The organism is Mesorhizobium sp. WSM4976, assembly GCF_029625685.1.
Classification (GTDB): Bacteria; Pseudomonadota; Alphaproteobacteria; order Rhizobiales; family Rhizobiaceae; genus Mesorhizobium.
This window is the reverse complement of the sequence record NZ_JARTVT010000031.1, coordinates 24,740-44,160: the sequence shown is the minus strand read 5'-3', so window position 1 is coordinate 44,160 and position 19,421 is coordinate 24,740. Positions and strand designations below refer to the sequence as shown.

19 protein-coding genes are annotated in these 19,421 nt (G+C 61.1%); 11 read left to right on the top strand and 8 right to left on the bottom strand.

Annotation, left to right across the window (positions count from 1 at the left end; translation table 11 throughout):
• Nucleotides 1-100: 100 nt before the first annotated feature.
• Together P9272_RS29805 and chrA are read left to right on the top strand one after the other, a co-directional pair.
• Complete coding sequence (locus P9272_RS29805) at nucleotides 101-1,081, top strand: chromate resistance protein ChrB domain-containing protein (protein WP_347404079.1); 981 nt, start codon at nucleotides 101-103, stop codon at nucleotides 1,079-1,081.
• Nucleotides 1,082-1,098: 17 nt separating this feature from the next.
• Complete coding sequence (chrA, locus tag P9272_RS29800; protein ID WP_278163367.1) at nucleotides 1,099-2,517, top strand: chromate efflux transporter; 1,419 nt, start codon at nucleotides 1,099-1,101, stop codon at nucleotides 2,515-2,517.
• Here chrA and P9272_RS29795 read toward each other — a convergent pair.
• Together P9272_RS29795 and P9272_RS29790 are read right to left on the bottom strand one after the other, a co-directional pair.
• A complete protein-coding gene (locus tag P9272_RS29795) occupies nucleotides 2,514-3,335 on the bottom strand; it encodes a sulfite exporter TauE/SafE family protein (RefSeq protein WP_278163365.1) in 822 nt (273 codons plus the stop codon). The two genes, chrA and P9272_RS29795, sit on opposite strands and share 4 nt — an antisense overlap.
• 165 nt (nucleotides 3,336-3,500) lie before the next feature.
• On the bottom strand, nucleotides 3,501-3,791 hold the full coding sequence (locus P9272_RS29790) for a hypothetical protein (protein ID WP_278163363.1): 291 nt from the start codon (nucleotides 3,789-3,791) through the stop codon (nucleotides 3,501-3,503).
• A gap of 466 nt (nucleotides 3,792-4,257) precedes the next feature.
• On the opposite strand from P9272_RS29790, the gene P9272_RS29785 reads away from it, so the two are divergent.
• Complete coding sequence (locus P9272_RS29785) at nucleotides 4,258-4,683, top strand: hypothetical protein (protein ID WP_278163361.1); 426 nt, start codon at nucleotides 4,258-4,260, stop codon at nucleotides 4,681-4,683.
• Nucleotides 4,684-4,741: 58 nt separating this feature from the next.
• Here the strand turns inward: P9272_RS29785 and P9272_RS29780 are convergent, their stop codons facing one another.
• From P9272_RS29780 to rnz, 5 genes are all read right to left on the bottom strand, one after another.
• Nucleotides 4,742-5,167, bottom strand: coding sequence for a hypothetical protein (locus P9272_RS29780; RefSeq protein WP_278163359.1), 426 nt, complete (start codon nucleotides 5,165-5,167; stop codon nucleotides 4,742-4,744).
• 160 nt (nucleotides 5,168-5,327) lie between these two features.
• Nucleotides 5,328-7,088, bottom strand: a complete 1,761-nt coding sequence (locus tag P9272_RS29775; protein WP_278163357.1) for a DNA polymerase/3'-5' exonuclease PolX — start codon at nucleotides 7,086-7,088, stop codon at nucleotides 5,328-5,330.
• A gap of 91 nt (nucleotides 7,089-7,179) precedes the next feature.
• Nucleotides 7,180-9,069, bottom strand: a complete 1,890-nt coding sequence (gene ligD, locus P9272_RS29770) for a DNA ligase D (protein ID WP_278163356.1) — start codon at nucleotides 9,067-9,069, stop codon at nucleotides 7,180-7,182.
• A 322-nt stretch (nucleotides 9,070-9,391) separates the two neighbouring features.
• The gene (locus tag P9272_RS29765; RefSeq protein ID WP_278163353.1) at nucleotides 9,392-9,859 is read right to left on the bottom strand and encodes a metallophosphoesterase family protein; all 468 of its coding nucleotides are present in this window, start codon (nucleotides 9,857-9,859) and stop codon (nucleotides 9,392-9,394) included.
• A 9-nt stretch (nucleotides 9,860-9,868) separates the two neighbouring features.
• On the bottom strand, nucleotides 9,869-10,774 hold the full coding sequence (rnz, locus tag P9272_RS29760) for a ribonuclease Z (protein WP_278163433.1): 906 nt from the start codon (nucleotides 10,772-10,774) through the stop codon (nucleotides 9,869-9,871).
• A 736-nt stretch (nucleotides 10,775-11,510) separates the two neighbouring features.
• On the opposite strand from rnz, the gene P9272_RS29755 reads away from it, so the two are divergent.
• Nucleotides 11,511-11,753, top strand: coding sequence for a hypothetical protein (locus tag P9272_RS29755; RefSeq protein WP_278163351.1), 243 nt, complete (start codon nucleotides 11,511-11,513; stop codon nucleotides 11,751-11,753).
• A 65-nt stretch (nucleotides 11,754-11,818) separates the two neighbouring features.
• Here P9272_RS29755 and P9272_RS29750 read toward each other — a convergent pair whose 3' ends face one another.
• Entirely contained in the window at nucleotides 11,819-12,001 is a 183-nt protein-coding gene (locus P9272_RS29750) for a hypothetical protein (protein WP_278163349.1), read from the bottom strand.
• A gap of 118 nt (nucleotides 12,002-12,119) precedes the next feature.
• Here P9272_RS29750 and P9272_RS29745 point away from each other — a divergent pair, with 118 nt between their 5' ends.
• From P9272_RS29745 to trbJ, 7 genes are all read left to right on the top strand, one after another.
• Nucleotides 12,120-14,150, top strand: coding sequence for a conjugal transfer protein TraG (locus P9272_RS29745; protein WP_278163431.1), 2,031 nt, complete (start codon nucleotides 12,120-12,122; stop codon nucleotides 14,148-14,150).
• A gap of 119 nt (nucleotides 14,151-14,269) precedes the next feature.
• Entirely contained in the window at nucleotides 14,270-14,683 is a 414-nt protein-coding gene (locus P9272_RS29740; RefSeq protein ID WP_278163347.1) for a CopG family transcriptional regulator, read from the top strand.
• Nucleotides 14,680-15,648 (top strand): P-type conjugative transfer ATPase TrbB, encoded by a 969-nt coding sequence (trbB, locus tag P9272_RS29735; RefSeq protein ID WP_278163345.1) that lies wholly within the window; start codon nucleotides 14,680-14,682, stop codon nucleotides 15,646-15,648. Before P9272_RS29740 ends, trbB begins: the two co-directional genes overlap by 4 nt.
• 11 nt (nucleotides 15,649-15,659) lie before the next feature.
• Nucleotides 15,660-15,968: a TrbC/VirB2 family protein gene (locus P9272_RS29730; protein ID WP_278163343.1), complete on the top strand. Its 309-nt coding sequence runs from the start codon at nucleotides 15,660-15,662 to the stop codon at nucleotides 15,966-15,968.
• Nucleotides 15,968-16,240: a VirB3 family type IV secretion system protein gene (locus P9272_RS29725; RefSeq protein WP_278163341.1), complete on the top strand. Its 273-nt coding sequence runs from the start codon at nucleotides 15,968-15,970 to the stop codon at nucleotides 16,238-16,240. The genes P9272_RS29730 and P9272_RS29725 overlap by 1 nt, the downstream gene beginning before the upstream one ends.
• Entirely contained in the window at nucleotides 16,234-18,684 is a 2,451-nt protein-coding gene (gene trbE / locus P9272_RS29720; RefSeq protein WP_278163339.1) for a conjugal transfer protein TrbE, read from the top strand. The genes P9272_RS29725 and trbE overlap by 7 nt, the downstream gene beginning before the upstream one ends.
• A complete protein-coding gene (gene trbJ / locus P9272_RS29715) occupies nucleotides 18,681-19,406 on the top strand; it encodes a P-type conjugative transfer protein TrbJ (RefSeq protein WP_278163338.1) in 726 nt (241 codons plus the stop codon). The genes trbE and trbJ overlap by 4 nt, the downstream gene beginning before the upstream one ends.
• The last annotated feature ends 15 nt before the right edge of the window (nucleotides 19,407-19,421 follow it).

Genomic DNA, 19,421 nt, shown 5'->3' with positions numbered 1-19,421 from the left:
CCTCCGCGTACTCGCCTTGGTACGCACCGGGCAAACGTTACGCTCGAGTGGCGAATGATACAAGTGTTGCTATTCATAACCCCCGTGATACGGTATCTACATGGATGATGAGAAACCCGCAGACCAGCGCTGGCTGCTGCTGATCCACCAACTGCCGAGCAAGCCAGCCTATTTCCGGGTGAAGGTCTGGCGGCGGTTGCAGGGCATCGGCGCAGTGGCGGTGAAGAGCACGGTCTATGCGCTTCCAGCCAACGCCGAGACCCAGGAGGATTTCGAATGGCTCCTGAAGGAGATCATTGAGGGCGGCGGCGAAGCGATGGTCTGTGAGGCGCGGCTGATCGACGGGTTCTCGGATGACCAGGCGCGCGCGCTCTTCGACACTGCTCGCGACGAAGACTACCGGGAGATCATCGAGGACGCCAAAGCCCTGTCAACGCGGCTTGAGGCGACCGCGCCGACCGAGGACAGGACCGAGCTCCGCACGCAGGCTGCGCGCCTGCGCAAGCGGCTTGCCGATGTCGCGACGATCGACTTTTTCGGAGCGACGGGCCGCCTTTCGGCGGAGAGCCTGCTCGCGGAGCTGGAGAAAAGGCTCTCGGAGGACACTGACATGACCAAGCGACAGCCTGAATCACCGCCGCAGCCGATTGACCTCAAGGGCAAAACATGGGTCACGCGAAAGGGTGTGCATGTCGATCGCATCGCCTGCAGTTGGCTGATCCGTCGTTTCATCGATCCCGACGCAGTCATCCGATTCGTGCCGGGAAAAAGCTACGTCCCGAAAGCGGGGGAACTGCGCTTCGATATGTTCGAAGGCGAGATCACGCACGAAGGGGACCACTGCAGCTTCGAGGTGCTGCTGACCCGCGCAGGCCTGGCGGACCCAGCACTCGAGGCCATCTCCCAGATCGTCCACGACATTGACTTGAAGGACTCGAAGTTCGGCCGCGAGGAAACGACGGGCATCGCCAGCCTCGTTGCGGGTATCTGCGCGGCTAACGAGCAGGACGACCAGCGCATCGCCCAAGGGGGGTTGGTCTTCGACAACCTCTATCAGTATTTCAGCACCAAGCGCGGCTGACGGGCGGGAGAACGCCAGTGAACGAGATTACAACTCTAAATACTGCGGCGGCCCCCTCCAACAGCGTGCCCACACACGGCGTTTCGTTCAGAGAAGCCGTCCGCGTGTGGGCGCGTGTCGCCGCATTGAGCTTCGGCGGCCCTGTCGGCCAGATTGCGGTGATGCACCGGATCATCGTGGAGGAAAAGCGCTGGATCGGAGAAAATCGCTTTCTCCAGGCTCTGAACTATTGCCACCTCCTACCAGGTCCGGAAGCGCAGCAGCTTGCCATCTATATCGGCTGGCTTCTGCACAAGACCAAGGGTGGATTGGTTGCGGGCATTCTCTTCGTACTTCCCGGCGCTGTCGCCATCATGGCCCTTAGCTGGATCTATGCCATTTTCGGCAATGTCGGGGCGGTCCAAGCCCTGTTTTTCGGCTTGAAGGCTGCGGTGCTAGCGATCGTCATCGAAGCCGTGCTCAGGATCGGCCGCCGCGCCTTGAAGAACAATGTCCTCAGAGGCCTGGCCGCCGCAGCCTTTGTCGCTCTCGCATTCTTCCATGTTCCGTTTCCGCTGGTTGTTTTTGCGGCCGCCGTCATTGGCTTTGTTGGCAATCGAGCCGGTTGGGCCGCGTTTGCACCAGGTGGTAACCACGCCAAGGTCGGCGGCAAGCAGGTGGCCGATGCCGATACGGCGCTTGGCGAGGAGACTCCGGCCCATGCCCGTCCCTCGGTCGCCTGGTCCCTTAAGGTCGCCGGCATCTTCTTGTCCCTATGGCTCGCTCCCACCCTCGTGCTGTGGGCGATGTTCGGGCAAGGCAACGTGTTCACGGATATTGGCTTCTTCTTTTCCAAGACGGCTGCGGTATCGTTCGGCGGCGCCTATGCCGTTCTGGCTTACGTGGCGCAGCAAGCTGTCGACCATTATGGTTGGCTCAAACCAGGCGAAATGCTCGATGGCCTCGGAATGGCCGAGACCACCCCGGGCCCCTTGATCATGGTTACGCAATTCGTCGGCTTCATGGGAGCGTATCGCTCTCCGGGTTCGCTGAATCCTCTGCTTGCCGCCACGCTGGGCGGATTGCTGACGACCTGGGTGACTTTTGTCCCCTGCTTCCTGTGGATCTTTCTCGGCGCGCCGTTCATTGAGAGCCTCAGGAGCAATAAGGCGCTGTCTGCGGCATTGTCAGCGATTACCGCTGCGATCGTCGGCGTCGTTCTCAATCTGGCGGTCTGGTTCGCGCTGCACGTGCTGTTTGCTCAGCTCCATGAGGTCCATGGGTTTGGCGTTACAGTAGACGCCCCTGTGTTGAGCTCCGTAAAAATCGCCTCCCTGATCCTGACAGTTGGTGCAATGATTGCGGTCTTCCGCTTCAAGGTCGGCATGATCCCGGTGCTTGCGGGGTGTTCGATTTTGGGGCTGGTCTACGGGGTTCTCGTGGCCGGGTCGATTTAGGGCCGCCGCGGCGTTAGTTCTGCGCCGGCTACGCCTATGCCGGTCGGCACGCCGTTCGCGAGCTGATGATAGAGCGCGATGACGAGCTCGTGCTGCTTCCAGATCATCAAAGCGCCGCTCATGGCCATCAGCGCAACGACGACGGTGCGGAATTGGCGTCCGCTCATCCGCTCGAGCATGGGCTTTGCCGCAAACGTGGAGACCGCCGCGCCAATTCCGGTCGCCAAGCCGAAGGCGAGGGCATGCCCGCTGAACACTCCAAGACCGGTAAAGACTGCAATCTTGATCACATCGGTCGCGAAGGAACTCACCGACTTGGTCGCTACCAGCGTCTCCTTGCTGGACCCATAATTCAGGTAAAGTGAGTTCAGCACAGGGCCTACAGTGCCCATCAGGGCCGAAAGCATCGAGACGGTGAGCCCGGCGGGCAAGAACCACCAGCGCCGTGCCTCATAACTCCGCTCGCGTGCACCGGCCCGGAACTCCCAAACCGCACCTATCAGATAGAGCCCAATGAGGATCTGCAGCCATTCGGCGCGCGCGTTGGCGAATAGCCAAGCGCCCGCCGCGGCGCCTATGATGGCTCCGGGCAAGTACCAGCGCACGATGGTCCAGTCGACATCACGACGAAACGCCAGAATCCGGACCGGATTTGCCATGAGCTCAGTGAGCGTGATCACCGGAGCGACGGCGGCACTACCGGTCAGGAACGTGACCGCCGGAATCAGCAGCAGGCCGCCGCCGCCCGCTGAGAGCGTGTTTAGAGCCCACGCCACAAAGCCTGCGCCGCAGAGCAGTCCAAGTTGCAGCCAGTCCATCGGGCAGGAAACGCGCCCCGCGCTCGGCCGGTTCCCGGACGGTGGATGCGCGTGACAACTGACGCGAGGGCGATACAGTCTTGCTTGGCTCCACTTATCCGCCTTGGGGACACCCATGATGATCTATGGGTGCCGCCCAGAGAGCGCTCGGAGGTGAAGCGAATGTCAGTGGGCGTTGGCAGACGGCGCAGTCTTGCCCGTGGTGGCCGACGGCATCGTCCTGAGCGAAGCACCTGTCTGCGTGTCGGTGGCCGGCACGGTATGCTCGGCACCGGACAGCGGACTACCCTGGCCGGGCACCGTATCGGCGGTTGGAGCGCTGTTGTTTGTGCCGTTCTGGAAGGGTTGGCTTGAGGTCGTCAAGCCGCCTGCCGATGTGGCGGTGAAGAGGTGGTCGGCTGCCGATGCGGGGCCGGCAAGCAACGAAAACGCTGCAAGAATGATAAGAGTTCGCATGAGGGTTCTCCAATGGTTGCAAGGAGTTCAACGTCCCGTCCGATGCGCGACCTTAAGGTATTCGGGAGGTTCCACAGCGGCGGGGGCGGCCGTCCCTTCAATATCTTCAACGCTGGGCTTCGTCGCCGTATTCCCGAAAATCGGTGGAGCTTGCTACCGGCAGCGCTGCTCGATCGAGCCTGGGCACTCGAATGAAGCGGAGATCGCGGATCCGTCGGCCACCAGGATCTTCGGCGGAAGGCTCGGGCTGAGGCTACGAGCCGGCACAGCCGCCCTGCTTCAGCTCACGCCGCCTTCCTCTCGACCCGCTCCCACAAGCCGCGCGTATTGTCGATCAAGGGTATCGTCGCCCCGCCGCCGATGTCGCAGCAGAACGCGGAACCATCCGACCCGACCGGAATTGATCTCAGCTTGCCACATGCGGGCCTGACTCGCATGCGGGCTACCCGGCAGATGGAGCCCAGTCATGAAACACCGAACACTCGACCAATTGCACTCTGTTGCGGATGTCAATCCGCTCTCGCGGCTTACGACAAGGGCAGAAAAGATAGAGAGATGGGCAGAATTGCTAGACCGGAACCCGTCGCGATGCCTCACCGCGCTCACTACCACCGAGCATGTCCATCTCGACATTCGGGAAGAAGCACGCGAGGCGGGGTCACCACTCACAGTTGCGTTCGAGGATCCGCTGCTCAGGGTCTCGGGCTTGCAGTCAGATACTTATGGCGAAGCCAAACGCTTCTTTGAACTCTCGGATTGGCAACTGCATGAAATCGTCTGCAGCTGCCATGTCGGCACAACCATGCCCGCTGGCTGGGCTGCCGGGCGCGTCCGCAGGATCATTACCGGCAATGGTATTTTGGCTTGGCTGAGAAGTCGGTTCGTGCACTGACTAATGGCTGGCTATTCGGTCTGTTGCGGCAGTGGTCGGCCGTGCAGATGTTGGCGCGTCAAGGGTCGTGAATTTTCACCGACATCGCAGCGTTACCTGTCGCGGGCGTGGAGCCCGCTGAAACTCTGATGTCGAAAGGTGTCTGATCTGTTGACCAGGTGACCAGGAACGTCCCGGCCACCTTTATCAATAGCGTCCTGAGCGGTGACATTGGCGATAGAGGTCTCGCGATTTTGGGGAAGGGAGCCATCACTTGGCCCAGTCGACCTGAAGGATAGTCCGCCAGTACTTTCTCCAATCGGGCAAGGCGCTCCTTTTTGGCCTTCAACTCATATCCGGAACGCCAGGATTTCCGGTTCGGCCTCGAGCCGGTGCCTACCTCTGACTGTAGCAACGAAATACTCTGCCGAACCGCATCGATCTGATTGGCGAGCGCGGCCTTGACGGGCTTACGACTTTGCATGGCTATGGCCTTCTTCCCCAACCAAGACGATCCCCAACTTCGTCCACGGGGAAAAGTTCCTCGGCTCCAAAACGCAAAAACCCCGGCCTAAATGCTGGGTAGCAGAGCGCCTTTTCATGCTCTCGCTTAACTTGCAACGAGCATGTGGACCGCCACAGAAAGGAGCGCGCTATGGCCGCCCTCAGCGACTGTTTCCGAGAACAGTTCCTTTATGCGGCCTCTGGGAACTCGACCCTGATGCGGCTGCATTCCGCGCAGGCGAGCGACGCTTACCGCTGGTCCCAGACGTGCTCTTGCGCTTTGCAAGGTGCGCAAGCAGATCCGCCCCACTCATCGCGTTGAGAACCCTCGTCCAGGGGATACCTCCCTTGCGGGCCATCTCGACACCCCAATGCATGTGATCGAGTTCGCGGATTGAATGAGCGTCCGGATTGATGCTGAAGATGCAGCCGTAGTCGAGTGCCTTCTGATGCCACCGCCAGTCGAGATCGAGCCGCCACGGATGCGCGTTGATTTCGACAGCGACTCCATATCTCGCGCATGCTCGGAGGACTTTTTCGACGTCTAGATCATAGCCGGGACGACGCAACAATTGGCGACCGGTCATGTGGCCGATGATTGTAGTGACGGGGTTCGCGACTGCCGCAATGATGCGTTCCGTCTGCTCTTTTTCAGGCAACCTGAAACGGCTGTGCACGCTCGCGACAACAAAATCGAACTGCTTCAAGATGTGGTCCGGATAATCAAGCGAACCGTCGGCCAGGATGTCTGCCTCAATGCCCTTGAGGATGCGAAATTCTCCACCGTACTTCCTGTTCAGCCGATCGGCTTCGCGGTGCTGTTCAGCAATCTCCTGCAACGAGAGTCCACCCGCGTAGTGGGCAGACTGTGAATGGTCGGCAACACCGTAATACTCGAACCCGCGCTTACGTGTCGCTTCGGCCATTGCTTCAAGCGTCTCGGTGCCGTCGGATGCGGTCGTGTGAGAATGGAGGATCCCATGGAGATCTTCGTCCCGAACGAGAGGAGGTAGTTGCTGGCTGGCTGCCCGCTCAATCTCATCTCTGCCTTCGCGCAATTCAGGCTCGATGAACTGCAGGTCCAACGCTTCGTAGATTTGCGCCTCTGTCGCTGATGCGATCAGCTTTCTGCCGCGGTAGAGCCCATCGCGTTTGAGGGCGAACCCTCTCTCGGTCGCGTAGGTCTTCAATCGCTCAAGATGGGCCGCCGAACCGGTGGCTTCGAGGAGGCTGGCGCCAAAATGCTTCTTGTCCGTGCCGACAAGCCTGAGCGTAGACTGCTCGGTTTCGGTCCGCCTCTTCCCAAGTGCGACCAGCGCGAGGTCGGCAACAAGTTCGCAACCGCGCCGGAAATCACCGGCGATTTCCACCCGCGAAAACTCGGGATGCTCTTGCTTCAAAGATATGACCGCATGCTCAAGGAGGGCCGCGGCCTTGTGCAGGTGAAGCTGTGTCTCGCCGCTTCGAGCGATGGCCAAGTTTTGCAGGATCTTTGTCTGAAGCGAAGCACCGAGGCCTTTGACTGACCGGATGCGATCTGCCTTTGCTACGGCTTCGAGGTCAGCCAACGAGTTCACGCCGAGCGCCTGGTGAAGCTTCAGGATCTTATCGGGCCGAAGCCCTGGTACAGTAAAAAGCTCCATTACACCGGCCGGCACCTCCTGGCGCAGCTTCTCAAGGCGTGGATGCGTGCCCGTTTCATAGAGCTTGCGCACAATGTCTGCGATCGCATCACCGATCCCGGGGATTCTGGTGAGGGCGCCCTCGGCGATCATCCGATCGAGCGGCTGTGACAACGCAGCCAAACTATCGGCCGCGCGCAGGTAAGCCTTGGTGCGATAGGGATTGTCTCCGCGCAGCGACGTGCGATGCGCGTATTCCCTGAGCAGGCTGGCGACTGTCCGCGGATCGGTTTTTGCCATGGTCGATGCAAACGGGGCCAACCTTGGCAGGTTCCATTCAAGCCAGGTAGCGAAGCCCTAAACCAGTCTTGCTGCCAATAGCGGAGCGGGGCTACAGATCTGGCAAAAATTGGTCGGCTCGACCCCACCCCGCCAGAGATTTGCTGGCTGCGCGTTTCTTCAATTCACCAGCATCGCCGACATGGAAATGCGAGGGCGCATCTATAGTCTTCATCTCCGCCCAAGTGATCGGTGCCGCGATCGGAGCACCCGGTCGGGACCTAACGCTGTACGGCATGATTGCCGTCGCGCCGCGCTGGTTGCGCAGGTAGTCGACAAAGATCCGCCCCTTCCGTTTCGCCTTCGACAATACGGCCGTGAAGTGAGAGGGATCGGTCCGGGCGACCGCCTGGGCCAGCCCGGAGGCGAAGGCCTTCACCTCGGGCCATTCGGCCCGGGGCGTGAGCGGCGCGATCACATGGACGCCCTTGCCGCCCGTCAACATTGGGAAGGTGGTTAGCCCAAGCGATTTGAGAATGTCCCGGAACTGGAACGCGGCGGCACGCACCGCCTCGAAATCCAGCCCCTCGTCGGGGTCGAGGTCAAACACCAGGCGATCGGCCTTCTCGACGTCTTCGATCCGCGCTCCCCAGCCATGGAACTCGATCGTCCCCATCTGTACACAGGTCATCAGCCCCTCGGTGTCGTCGATATAAAGATAGGGCTCCTCATGCCCGTCCTTTTCTGTGATCCCGACGTGATGGACCTTGTCGCCGAAGCTCCCGGCGTCATGCTTCTGGAAGAAGCATTTCTTGGCGCGGCCCTGCGGACAGCGGACAAGGCTGATCGGCCTGTTGCCGGCCCAGGGAAGCATGATCGCGGCGACGTCGGCATAATAATCGGCAAGCTCTCCCTTGGTGATGTTGGATTCGGGGTAGATGACACGGCCGCGATTGCTGATCGCGATCGTGCTTGTCGCCGACGGCGGCAGCGTCGCAGTGTGATGTTCCGTCTCAAGAGCAACGGCTTCCGGCTTCTTGTCCTCGCGCAGACCGAGATAGCTTGGATGGCGCAGTGTTCCTTCATTGGTCATTTCGGTATAGGCGATCTCGGCGACAAGTCTCGGATGCAGCCAATGCGCGCCGCGGACCTCCGCGCGCGGTGCTTCGACTGTGGCGGCCTTCTGCTCCAGCGGAGCCATGGTCTTCATCAGCCGCGCCATCTCGGCGGTATCGAAACCGGTCCCGACCTTGCCGGCAAAGCGCAGCTTTCCGCCCTCATGGACCCCAAGAATAAGCGATCTGAACGCGCGATCCTTGTCCGACGGCGTCCAGCCTACGATCACGAATTCCTGGCGTTTTATGCATTTGATCTTCAGCCAGCTTCCATCGCGGGCGCCGACATAGTCCGAATCCGCCAGCTTGGAGATGACCCCCTCAAGGCCGGCCTCGCAGAAGCGGCTTAGCAATTCTTCCCCACGACCTTGGATATGGTCGGAATAGCGAAGAACAGGGCTCTTCTCGGGCAAGATTTGCTGCAGCTTCTTCTTTCGCTCAAGGAGCGGAAGCCTCGTCAGGTCTTCGCCGTCGAGCTGGAGCAGGTCGAAGGCATAAAAATCGATGCTCGCGGGAGCGCCCTTCAAGGCGTTCTGGAGCGCCTGGAAACTCGATCGCCCCTCGGCGTCGATGACAACTGCCTCGCCATCGATGAGCGCGGAGCGAACCTTGAGCTTGCGTGCCTCCGACAGGACAGAGGGGAACCGGCCGGACCAGTCCAGGCCGGAGCGCGTGTAGGCGCGCGCCTCTCCGCCGCCCACGGCCACGAGAATGCGGTAGCCGTCATATTTCATTTCGTGGATCCAGCGGTCGCCGGCGGGGACGGTGTCCACCAGCTTTGCGAGCTGGACAGGCCTAAAACTGGGCGGCCTTAATGTACCTTGCTCAAGCGGAGGCGGCTTCGTTTGACGAGCGCGCAACCCATCGACTGCCTTTCGCTTGGTCACTTTCACCGCCCCATACTCTAAGAGGAAAATGGCTCAATCGCGTCCAACGCAGGACTGCTTCTTTGGTTTCGACGCTCGGTGGATGGGTGCAGCTCTCCGATTACCTGAACCGCAGAAAGGGCAGAGCTAGTTTGCCGTCAAGAAGGATATGAGGTGCCCTCGACGTCTGCCCATTCGCGCTCCGGAAGTCGCATAGAAGGCATTGTTGAATTCTTCACTCGGCGCGTTTCGAGGAGTCTACTTGAGGTCATTGGTCGCGCGCGGATGCGTTGATTCAGCCGGTGCGTACCGGCCCGGCGTGCGATCGCCTTGAGCCCGCGCCTTAGCCGCTACTTAGATCGTGAATGGCCGGCTGTAGACCGGCAGGCGTGATATCAACCGTTGCAAGCGTGATCGGCAACTTGAAACGACGGCGACCGGCGCTGCCCGGATTAAGATAGAGCACACCGTCGACGGTTTTGAGTTTCGGCACATGGGAGTGGCCCGACACGACCATGTCGATACCGAGTGCTGTTGGTGAGACCTGCAGTGTTTTCAGATCGTGGAGGACGTAGAATGTTCGGCCCGCCAGCCGCACCAGCGCCGTATCGGCGTAGGTAGCAGCCCATTCAGCTGTATCGACGTTTCCTCTGATGACGGTAACCGGCGCGATCTGCTGAAGCGCGGTGATGATTTCAGGACTGCCGATGTCGCCGCCATGGATGATGTGGTTCACCCCGGCTAGGCGTCGTTCCGCCTCAGGCCTCAGCAGGCCGTGCGTGTCAGAGATGATGCCTAGCCTGAATGTCATTGTCGGCCCCTATATGATGAGCACATCGAGATCAGCCGCAATACGGCTGTTCGGAAATGCCCGCATGGCTTCCGCAAGGATTTCTTCGTCGGCATAGCGGCCGGAGATATGCGTAAGAATGAGCTGCTTCACGTTGCTCGTCGCTGCCAAAGATGCTGCCTGCGCAGCCGTGAGATGACCATAGTCGCGCGCCAAGGCCGCATCTCGTTCCAGGAAGGTGGCCTCGATCACCAGAAGGTCGGCGCTGCGGACATGTTCTGCGAGTCCATCGGTCGACTCCGTATCGCCGATGATGACCAGCTTCTTGCCTCGTTCCGGCGGACCCAACACGTCTTCGGACGCAACTGTTCGGCCATCTGCGAGGGTTATAGGCCGGCCTTCTGCCAGTTCCTTCCTGACTGGACCGTCTGGCACGCCCAGAGACTTGAGGTGCTCGGCGCGAAGGTGGCGGCGCGGCGGCGTTTCGAACACGAAGCCATAGCTATCTGTGTCGCGGTGGAGAACCTGAAAGCAGTCGATCATGAATTCCCCCGCGTCAAAAAACCGGCCGGGCGTCAGCGGCTCAAGCGTCAGTGGGATCGGCGCTCGTCCTTCACCCCACAGACCTCCGAGCATGCGCACAACGACCTCGAGGGTATCCGAGCCTCCATGGACGGTCAGGAGATCATCCCTTTGCCGCAACCGGAGTGTCGAGAACAGGCCGGGGATGCCAAGGATATGGTCGAAATGTGCATGCGTGAGCAACAGGCGATGAAGCCGCCTGAAGTCGGCGCCGCTGCGCAGCAGCTGGCGCTGCGTGCCTTCCCCGCAGTCGACCAGAATTCGGTGGCCTCCGGCCTCGACAAGCAGGGCAGGGTGATTTCGCTCGGCAGAGGGTACGCTGGCCGAGGTGCCAAGAAACGTCAGTCTGAAGATCATCGAGCCAGTCTAGCCCGCGAGCGGCGAGGCCTCAAAGCGGGCAAGAAACGGTTTCCTCGAGGCCAAGTCTGCCGTGGCCGTCTTTGGACTATTTCGAGTCCACGCCCTGCTCGGGCTTTATCCCTGTGCTTTCACCATCCCCATGGACGAGGTCGCGATCCCAGTCATTGGTCTTGTCGGGCGTCTTGGCAGCCGCCTCCTCGGTATCCCGCTCTTTGTCCTTCCGGGGTCTCGGACCTGGCATGTCCCGCGATGATTTTGATCTCATTGTTTGTCCTCTTCGGTCGCTCAATCCGAAACAGGGCGGGATGAAATAGGTTCCGCTGGCTCCGTCTGGCGGTGGGACTGCAGCAGAAAGCGTAATCCGTTATTCAGGCGACCCTGTCGATGGGACGGGTCTCGATCTGGCTATTGCCAGGCATCGGGTTCGGGTCACCGCTTAACCCAGCAACGGCTTCCGCCATGTTCGTGGCGTCCCAAAGCCATTACCGGCGACGAGGGAACTCGTTTCATCGAAAGGTCCGTCGATCACGGTGCGGTCAGCGCCAAGCCACTGCGACACGTTGCGATCATGGAGAGCGAGGGGCTTACGACGGTCAGGCAATGGGACCTCCTGAAAATGTGTAGGACTATGTTCTTGTTATGTTCCAAGGAGTCAGCTACCAGATGGTTGCAAGCGCGAGCGACGGCGATATCATCCCGTCTCACTCGTAGCTTTTTCAAGGAGGAGGCTATGTTGTATCCCGGCCATGTTGTCATGGACGATGAACTTGCCATGCTGGCGGGCGTCCATAAAACCCTGTGCCAGGAGCGCGGGATTGAACTCGACAGCGTGCGTGGGCAGAGGCTTGCGGCTCACCTGTTCAAGATGTTCCTGAATGGGCTCACCGAGCAGGAGGAACTGCTGCAGGCGGCGCGGAACCGTGGGCCGCTAATACCGCCCGGCCAGGCTTTCCAGCAGTCGCTTTCGACTTAAGCTTAGGTCCAGCGACGACCAGGGGCGGCCCAGAATGTCCATGTCGAACTGGGCCGCAATCGCTTTTATTTCGGCGAGATCGCGCGGAATCTCCAGTCCCTGCGCCGCAACGGCCGGGGAAAATCCTTCGAGACGACGTAAAAGTCAGCCTCGCACTTCTCGACCGAGTTGGACGCCGTAGCAATGAGCTCGGCGGACTTGAGCTTGCTCGCTAGCAGTTTCAGCACCGGAGCTGGCCATTTTTTCATGCCCCGGTTCCTTTCGGCGGCAGCACATAGCGAGTGATCGCACCCAATCGTACGTGAGCCGCATTCGCGATTGGGCATTGGCCGGGCGATGCTAAGTTGCAGTCCAGCGAGCCAAGAAATGACGCCCACGAAGCTGCTGATCGGGCAGATCGCCCTTGTGTTCGTGATTGTCGTCGTTGGTGTATGGGCGGCAACGCAATGGTGCGCTCACATGCTCGGCTATCAGCCGCAACTCGGCGCGCCGTGGTTCGTCGCGGCGGGATGGCGGATCTACAAACCATGGAAACTGTTCGAATGGTGGTTCCATTTCGACGCCTACGCGCCCGAGATCTTTGACCAAGCAGGCGCGCTTGCCGGCGCCAGCGGGTTCTTGGGCTGTGCAGCCGCGGTCGCCGGTTCGCTGTGGCGCGCACGGCAGCGCGGACTGGTCACCACCTATGGCTCTTCACGATGGGCGGTGAAACAGGAAATCGAAAAAGCAGGGCTGTTTCGGCCCGCGGGCGTTTTCCTCGGCAAGCTGAATGACCGATATCTACGGCACAATGGCCCGGAGCACGTCATGGCCTTTGCTCCGACACGTTCAGGCAAGGGCGTCGGGTTGGTCATTCCAACGCTTCTCTCCTGGACTGGCTCGGCCGTCATTCACGATATCAAAGGCGAGAATTGGCAGCTGACGTCTGGCTGGCGATCGAAGTTCTCCTATTCCCTTTTGTTCAATCCTACCGACCCGAGGTCGGCTCGCTATAATCCGCTGCTGGAAGTGCGCAAGGGATCGAATGAAGTCCGTGACGTCCAGAACATTGCCGACATCTTGGTCGATCCGGAAGGTGCGCTCGAGCGGCGCAATCATTGGGAGAAGACCAGTCACTCGCTATTGGTCGGCGCCATCCTGCACGTGCTCTACGCCGAAGAGGAAAAGACACTCGCCCGCGTCGCCACCTTCCTGTCAGACCCGCAACGCTCGTTTACCGCGACGCTGCAGCGAATGATGACGACCAACCACATTGGCGCGGCGGACAGACCTCAGGTCCATCCTGTAGTGGCTTCGGCGGCACGCGAGGTGCTTAACAAGTCAGAGAACGAACGTTCGGGCGTTCTCTCAACTGCGATGTCCTTTCTCGGTCTCTATCGCGACCCGACCGTAGCCGCGGCAACATCGGGCTGCGACTGGCGCATAGCCGATCTCATGGATGCCGAGCGCCCAATGTCGCTCTACCTGGTGGTGCCGCCATCTGACATCTCCCGCACCAAGCCACTGGTCCGACTGGTGCTCAATCAGATCGGCCGGCGGCTGACCGAGCGCCTGGAGGGAGATCCGAAGAAGAGCAGAAGGCACCAACTGCTGATGATGCTCGACGAATTCCCGGCACTCGGTCGCCTCGACTTCTTCGAGACCGCGCTTGCCTTCATGGCGGGATACGGCATTCGTGCCTATCTGATCGCGCAATCCTTGAACCAGATCTCCAAGGCGTATGGCGAGAACAACGCCATTCTCGACAATTGCCATGTGCGAATTGCCTTTTCCTCCAATGATGAACGGACGGCCAAACGCATCTCGGATGCGCTCGGCACGGCGACGGAACTCAGATCCATGCGCAACTATGCCGGCCATCGGCTGGCGCCCTGGCTGTCGCACGTGATGGTCAGTCGACAGGAGACCGCGCGACAGCTGCTGACGCCGGGCGAAGTGATGCAATTGCCCTCCTCGGACGAACTGGTGCTGGTTTCAGGATTGCCGCCCATCCGTGCGAAGAAGCTGCGCTATTACGAGGATCAGAATTTTACCGAGCGGGTACTGCCTCCGCCCATGCTGCGCGGCAGTACCTACGCGGACTGCCCTGCGTCTCGCTCGAACGACTGGAAAGGGCATGTGCGCAGCGTTGACCGTCGTCTGGCCACTGGCGACAAAAGCGCCGGCGCGACAGTCGAAGACGAGGGTGGCGTCCAGCAGCAGCGCCATCCCGGTTTGCCTGAAGAACACGATGCCGCCTCTCAGGAGCCGGATCAGGACGATCTGTTCAAGCCCGCCGATGATGATAGCGAAGCGCTCGCCGACCAGCGCGTGATGGACCGGATTTCCACCGCGGCGAGGGCCTACGGCATGAACGAGGGCAGCGGCGACGACAAGGACATCGTGCCCGGCTTCTGAAGGTTGCCAAAAGCGAGAGCGTATCTCTGGCGTAGATAACGACCGTAAGCAATTTCTGGCAGCTGTCTCATGCTTGTTCTCATCGCCGGCGCAATGCCGGCCTGCCGAGAACAAGCCGCATGAAGCCCCACCGCATTCGTCATCAGTTTCTGCTCGAGCCCGACCTCAGCGAGAAGCTGGACAACCTAGGCCGCGATCCCTCGACCACCAAATCCGCGATCGTTGCGAAGGCGGTCGAGGCCTTCATCGAGCGCCGTGGGGAGAACGAGCTCGACCGCCGCTACGGCGTAAGGCTCGATCGTCTTTCCCGCGACCTCGCCCACGTCAGGCGCGATGCCGAGATGATCCTCGAGAGCTTGGCGCTCTTCATCCGCTTTTCGATCACGCTGCATGCCCACACGCCGGTCCCGGATCGGGCAACGCAGGCCATCGCCCAAGAACGCTTTGATAAATTCGTCGAACAGGTCGGCCGGCAGATCGCGTCCGGGAAACGCTCCCTCGACAAAGACAGCGGCGTGCGAGGGGAAGGATGAGCTCTAATCCGCAAGCCGACCACCGCCGCCGCGCCATGCTGCGCACCGCCATGGGCCAGGCGATCACCGAAGCTCTCGCCGATCCACTGGTCATCGAGGTTATGGTCAATCCCGACGGGGCGCTGCGGCTCGATAGACTGGGGGAAGGTCGGGTCCACACCGGCGTGTCCATGCATCCCTCCGAAGCCGAACGCATCATTCGCCTGGTCGCCTCTCATGCGCGAGCCGAGGCGCATGCCGACAATCCGATTGTCAGCGCCGAACTGCCATCGGGCGAACGCTTCGAGGGTTTGCTGCCGCCGGTCGTACTGGCGCCGTGCTTTGCGATCCGCAAGCCGGCGGCAAAGCTCTACACGCTGGCCAATTATGTCGCCGACCGGATCATGCTGCCGCTGCAAGCCGATGCGCTCAGGAAGGCGGTGCGTGAGCGGCGCAACATTCTGGTCGCCGGCGGCACCTCGTCGGGCAAGACGACGCTTGCCAATGCCCTGCTGGCCGAAGTCGCCGAATGCGACGAGCGGGTGATCCTGATTGAGGATACTCGCGAACTGCAATGCGCGGCGAAGGACTGCGTTGCCCTAAGGACGAGACGCGGCTCGGTCACACTTGCGGATCTGGTGCGCTCGACGCTGCGGCTCCGGCCCGACCGAATCATCGTCGGAGAGGTGAGGGGCGCGGAAACGCTCGACATGCTCAAGGCCTGGAACACCGGGCATCCTGGCGGCATCACCACCGTCCACGCCAACTCCGCACGCTCCGCACTCTATCGTGTCGAACAGCTCGCCCAGGAAGCCGTCGTCACTGTTCCGCGCCGCCTCATTGCCGAAGCCATCGATCTGGTCGTCTTCATCGCCGGGCGCGGATCCTCGCGCTGCATCGACGCGATCGCCGAGGTCACCGGCATCGACGGCAGTGGCGACTACGCCGTCACCCAGCTCACGCTTCCGCAACTCCAGCAGATTTGAAAGGCCAATTCATGCGCAAGAAGCTCCGCTTTCTTTCCTCCACCGCGCTCGCGTTCCTTATCACGGCCCAGGCTTACGCCGCGGGCTCCGGCATGCCGTGGGAACAGCCGCTGCAGCAGATCCTCGAGTCGGTTCAGGGACCGGTCGCCAAGATCGTCGCGGTGATCATCATCATCACCACCGGCTTGACCCTTGCCTTCGGCGACACGGCAGGCGGCTTCCGCCGGCTGATCCAGATTGTCTTCGGCCTCTCGATCGCCTTTGCTGCATCGAGCTTCTTCCTCTCCTTCTTCTCCTTCGGTGGCGGGGCGCTTGTCTGATGGCCACCGCAGAACAGCATATCGAAGGCTTCGAGGTGCCGGTCCATCGGGCACTGACGGAGCCGATCCTGCTCGGCGGTGCTCCGCGAGCGGTGGCGATCCTCAACGGCACGGTCGCTGCGGCGGTAGGCCTTGGCTTGCAGCAGTGGATTGCCGGATTGGTGCTCTGGCTTGCTGGTCACACGCTCGCGGTCTTCGCTGCTCGCCGCGATCCGGACTTTGCCGGCGTGCTTGTCCGCCACCTTCGGCTGAGGGGGTGGCTGGCATGCTGAACCTTTCAGAATATCGCCGGAAGGCCGACCGGCTTGCCGACCATCTGCCCTGGGCAGTACTCGTCGCGCCCGGCATCGTGCTCAACAAGGACGGCAGCTTCCAGCGGACGCTGCGATTCCGGGGTCCCGATCTCGAAAGCGCGACGGAAGCAGAGCTCGTCGGCATTTGCGCCCGGGCGAACAATACGCTCAGACGCCTCGGCTCCGGCTGGGCATTGTTCTTCGAGGCTGAACGCGTCGAAGCCCTGGGCTATCCACACTCGCGTTTTCCCGACGCGGCCTCATGGCTGGTCGATGAAGAACGGCGCGCGGCTTTCGAGGGGAAGGTCGCGCACTACGAGAGCCGCTATCATCTGACCTTGCTCTTCATGCCGCCGCCGGACGCCCAAGCGAAGGCAGAGAGCGCGCTCGTCGATGCTCATCATTCGGAGGGCGAAAGAGACTGGCGCGAGGATCTGGCGCGGTTCCGTGACGAGACCGACCGAGTGCTGGATCTCCTGTCGGGCTTCATGCCCGAAGTGCGCGGGCTCGACGATGCCGAGACGCTGACCTACCTGCATGGCACGATCTCGACCAGTCGCCATCCGGTCGCCGTGCCGGGAACGCCAATCTATCTCGACGGCATTCTGGTGGATGCGCCGCTCATCGGCGGGTTGGAGCCAATCCTGGGCGAGCAGCATCTGCGAACCCTCACCATCCTCGGGTTCCCGAACCTAACCCGGCCCGGGATCCTCGACGCGCTCAACCATCAGGATCTTGCCTATCGCTGGATGACGCGCTTCATTCCGCTCGACAAGTCGGAAGCGACCAAGACGCTGACCCGGTTGCGCCGGCAATGGTTTGCCAAGCGCAAATCGATCGTCGCTATCCTGCGCGAGGTCGTCAGCAACGAGCCGGTGCCGCTGGTCGACAGCGATGCCGACAATAAGGCCCTCGATGCCGACGAAGCCCTTCAGGCGTTGGGTGGCGATCATGTCGGCTTCGGCTATCTCACCACGACCGTGACGGTATGGGACGAGGATCGCCAGGCTGCCGCCGAGAAACTTCGCGCCGTCGAGCGCGTCATCAATGGGCTCGGCTTCACCACGATCCGCGAAAGCGTCAATGCCGTCGAGGCGTGGCTCGGCTCGTTGCCCGGCCATGTCTACGCCAATGTACGGCAGCCGCTCGTTCATACGCTGAACTTTGCCCACCTCATGCCGCTGTCCTCGGTGTGGGCCGGCCCGTCAACGAACCAGCATCTCGCGAAAGTCACCCAGCTCGAAGCCCCGCCGCTTCTCTTCGCCGAAACCAGCGGGTCTACACCGTTCCGGCTTGCCACTCATGTCGACGACGTCGGCCATATGCTGATCGTCGGTCCGACCGGCGCCGGCAAGTCTGTGCTGCTTGCTCTGATCGCGCTGCAGTTCCGACGCTATGCCGGCGCGCAAATCTATGTCTTCGACAAAGGCAACTCGGCTCGCGCAGCAACACTTGCCATGGGTGGAGAACATCACGCCTTAGGGGCTGACGGTTCCCTCGCCTTCCAGCCGCTTCGCAATATCAGCAATCAGGCTACCCGGAGCTGGGCGGTCGAATGGATCGCCGCCCTCATCGCCCATGAGAATGTCACCGTCACGCCCGAGGTGAAGGAGGCGATCTGGTCCGCGCTTGGCAGCCTTGCCACCGCGCCGACGCAAGAACGCACGCTGACCGGGTTGTCGGTCCTGCTTCAGTCGAATGCGCTGAAGTCTGCCTTGATGCCCTACACGCTCGACGGCCCCTTCGGTCGGTTGCTCGATGCTGATGACGATCGGCTTGCCCTGTCGGATGTCCAGTGTTTCGAGACCGAGGAGCTGATGCACAGCCAAGGCGCTGTGCTGCCCGTGCTCACCTATCTTTTTCATCGGCTGGAAGAGCGGTTCGACGGACGGCCGACGCTGCTCATGCTTGATGAGGCCTGGGTCTATCTCGACAATCCGCTCTTTGCCGCCCGCATTCGGGAATGGCTGAAGGTGCTGCGAAAAAGAAATGTGTCGGTGGTGTTCGCCACCCAGTCCCTCGCGGACATTGCCGGCTCGTCAATCGCGCCGGCGATCATCGAGAGCTGCCCACAGCGGATATTTCTTCCTAATGATCGTGCCGTGGAACCGCAGGCTCGGGCTGCCTATGAGCGCTTTGGCCTGAACCAACGGCAAATCGAGCTCGTCGCCCGCGCTACGCCAAAGCGTCACTACTATTTGCAATCGCGTCGCGGCAACCGGCTGTTCGAGCTGGGTTTGGGTCCCATCACGCTTGCGCTTTGCGGCGCGTCCGATCCGGCCACGCAGACGCTCATCGACAGCGTCCTGTCAGAGCACGGGCAGGACAGCTTTGCCTCCCGATTTCTCAGTGCGCGCGACCTCGATTGGGCCGCCGATCTTCTCCGGCAATTTCCTCAACCAGACATGGAGCAATCGTCATGATGCGGCGCCGTTTTCTCTCCAGCCTAATCACTCTTTCCCTGATCGCTAAACCGTTGGCCGACTGTGTGCAGCCAGCCTATGCCCTGATTGTCTTCGATCCCTCCAACTATACGCAGAACGTGCTCTCGGCGGCGCGCGCATTGGAGCAGATCAACAACCAGATCCAGTCGCTGCAGAACCAGGCGACCATGTTGCAGAACATGGCGCGCAATCTTCAGAGTCTGGATTTCTCTTCCGTTGGGCAGCTTACCGGTTCGCTCCAACGGATCGACGGTTTGATGGGCCAGGCGAGCGGCTTGAGCTTTGATCTCGGTAAGCTTCAGGACCAGTGGCGACAGCAATATCCGGAAAGCTACGACGCCACGATCAACGTCAGCGATGTGGCAAGCGCTGCGCGCGAGCGCTGGCAGAACGCCATGCAGGCGTTCCGCCAGACCATGGGTGTCCAATCGCAGATCGTCGAGAATGTCCGTGGCGACGGCGACCTGCTTGCCGACCTCGTCAACCGTAGCCAGGGAGCAGCCGGTGCGCTCGAGGCAAGCCAGGCCACCAACCAGCTGATCGCGCTTTCGACCAAGCAGCAGATGCAGATTCAGACGCTGCTCGCGACGCAATTTCGGGCTGAGGCCGAGGATGCCGCCCGCAAGGCGCAGTCCGAGGAAGCTGCCCGACAGACCACGAAGCGCTTCCTGGGCACCGGCACGGCCTATCCCGGCAACTGATCACCAATTCTTCAC

Bases quoted from the DNA above. Each gene is read 5' to 3' on its own strand.
- P9272_RS29725 (WP_278163341.1), top strand. From the start codon at position 15,968: ATGGCCACCGCAGAACAGCATATCGAAGGCTTCGAGGTGCCGGTCCAT.
- trbE (WP_278163339.1), top strand. From the start codon at position 16,234: ATGCTGAACCTTTCAGAATATCGCCGGAAGGCCGACCGGCTTGCCGAC.
- P9272_RS29730 (WP_278163343.1), top strand. From the start codon at position 15,660: ATGCGCAAGAAGCTCCGCTTTCTTTCCTCCACCGCGCTCGCGTTCCTT.
- P9272_RS29790 (WP_278163363.1), bottom strand. From the start codon at position 3,791: ATGCGAACTCTTATCATTCTTGCAGCGTTTTCGTTGCTTGCCGGCCCC.
- P9272_RS29805 (WP_347404079.1), top strand. From the start codon at position 101: ATGGATGATGAGAAACCCGCAGACCAGCGCTGGCTGCTGCTGATCCAC.
- P9272_RS29740 (WP_278163347.1), top strand. From the start codon at position 14,270: ATGAAGCCCCACCGCATTCGTCATCAGTTTCTGCTCGAGCCCGACCTC.
- trbJ (WP_278163338.1), top strand. From the start codon at position 18,681: ATGATGCGGCGCCGTTTTCTCTCCAGCCTAATCACTCTTTCCCTGATC.
- P9272_RS29755 (WP_278163351.1), top strand. From the start codon at position 11,511: ATGTTGTATCCCGGCCATGTTGTCATGGACGATGAACTTGCCATGCTG.
- P9272_RS29765 (WP_278163353.1), bottom strand. From the start codon at position 9,859: ATGACATTCAGGCTAGGCATCATCTCTGACACGCACGGCCTGCTGAGG.
- trbB (WP_278163345.1), top strand. From the start codon at position 14,680: ATGAGCTCTAATCCGCAAGCCGACCACCGCCGCCGCGCCATGCTGCGC.
- P9272_RS29745 (WP_278163431.1), top strand. From the start codon at position 12,120: ATGACGCCCACGAAGCTGCTGATCGGGCAGATCGCCCTTGTGTTCGTG.
- P9272_RS29795 (WP_278163365.1), bottom strand. From the start codon at position 3,335: ATGGACTGGCTGCAACTTGGACTGCTCTGCGGCGCAGGCTTTGTGGCG.
- P9272_RS29785 (WP_278163361.1), top strand. From the start codon at position 4,258: ATGAAACACCGAACACTCGACCAATTGCACTCTGTTGCGGATGTCAAT.
- P9272_RS29750 (WP_278163349.1), bottom strand. From the start codon at position 12,001: ATGAAAAAATGGCCAGCTCCGGTGCTGAAACTGCTAGCGAGCAAGCTC.
- P9272_RS29775 (WP_278163357.1), bottom strand. From the start codon at position 7,088: ATGGCAAAAACCGATCCGCGGACAGTCGCCAGCCTGCTCAGGGAATAC.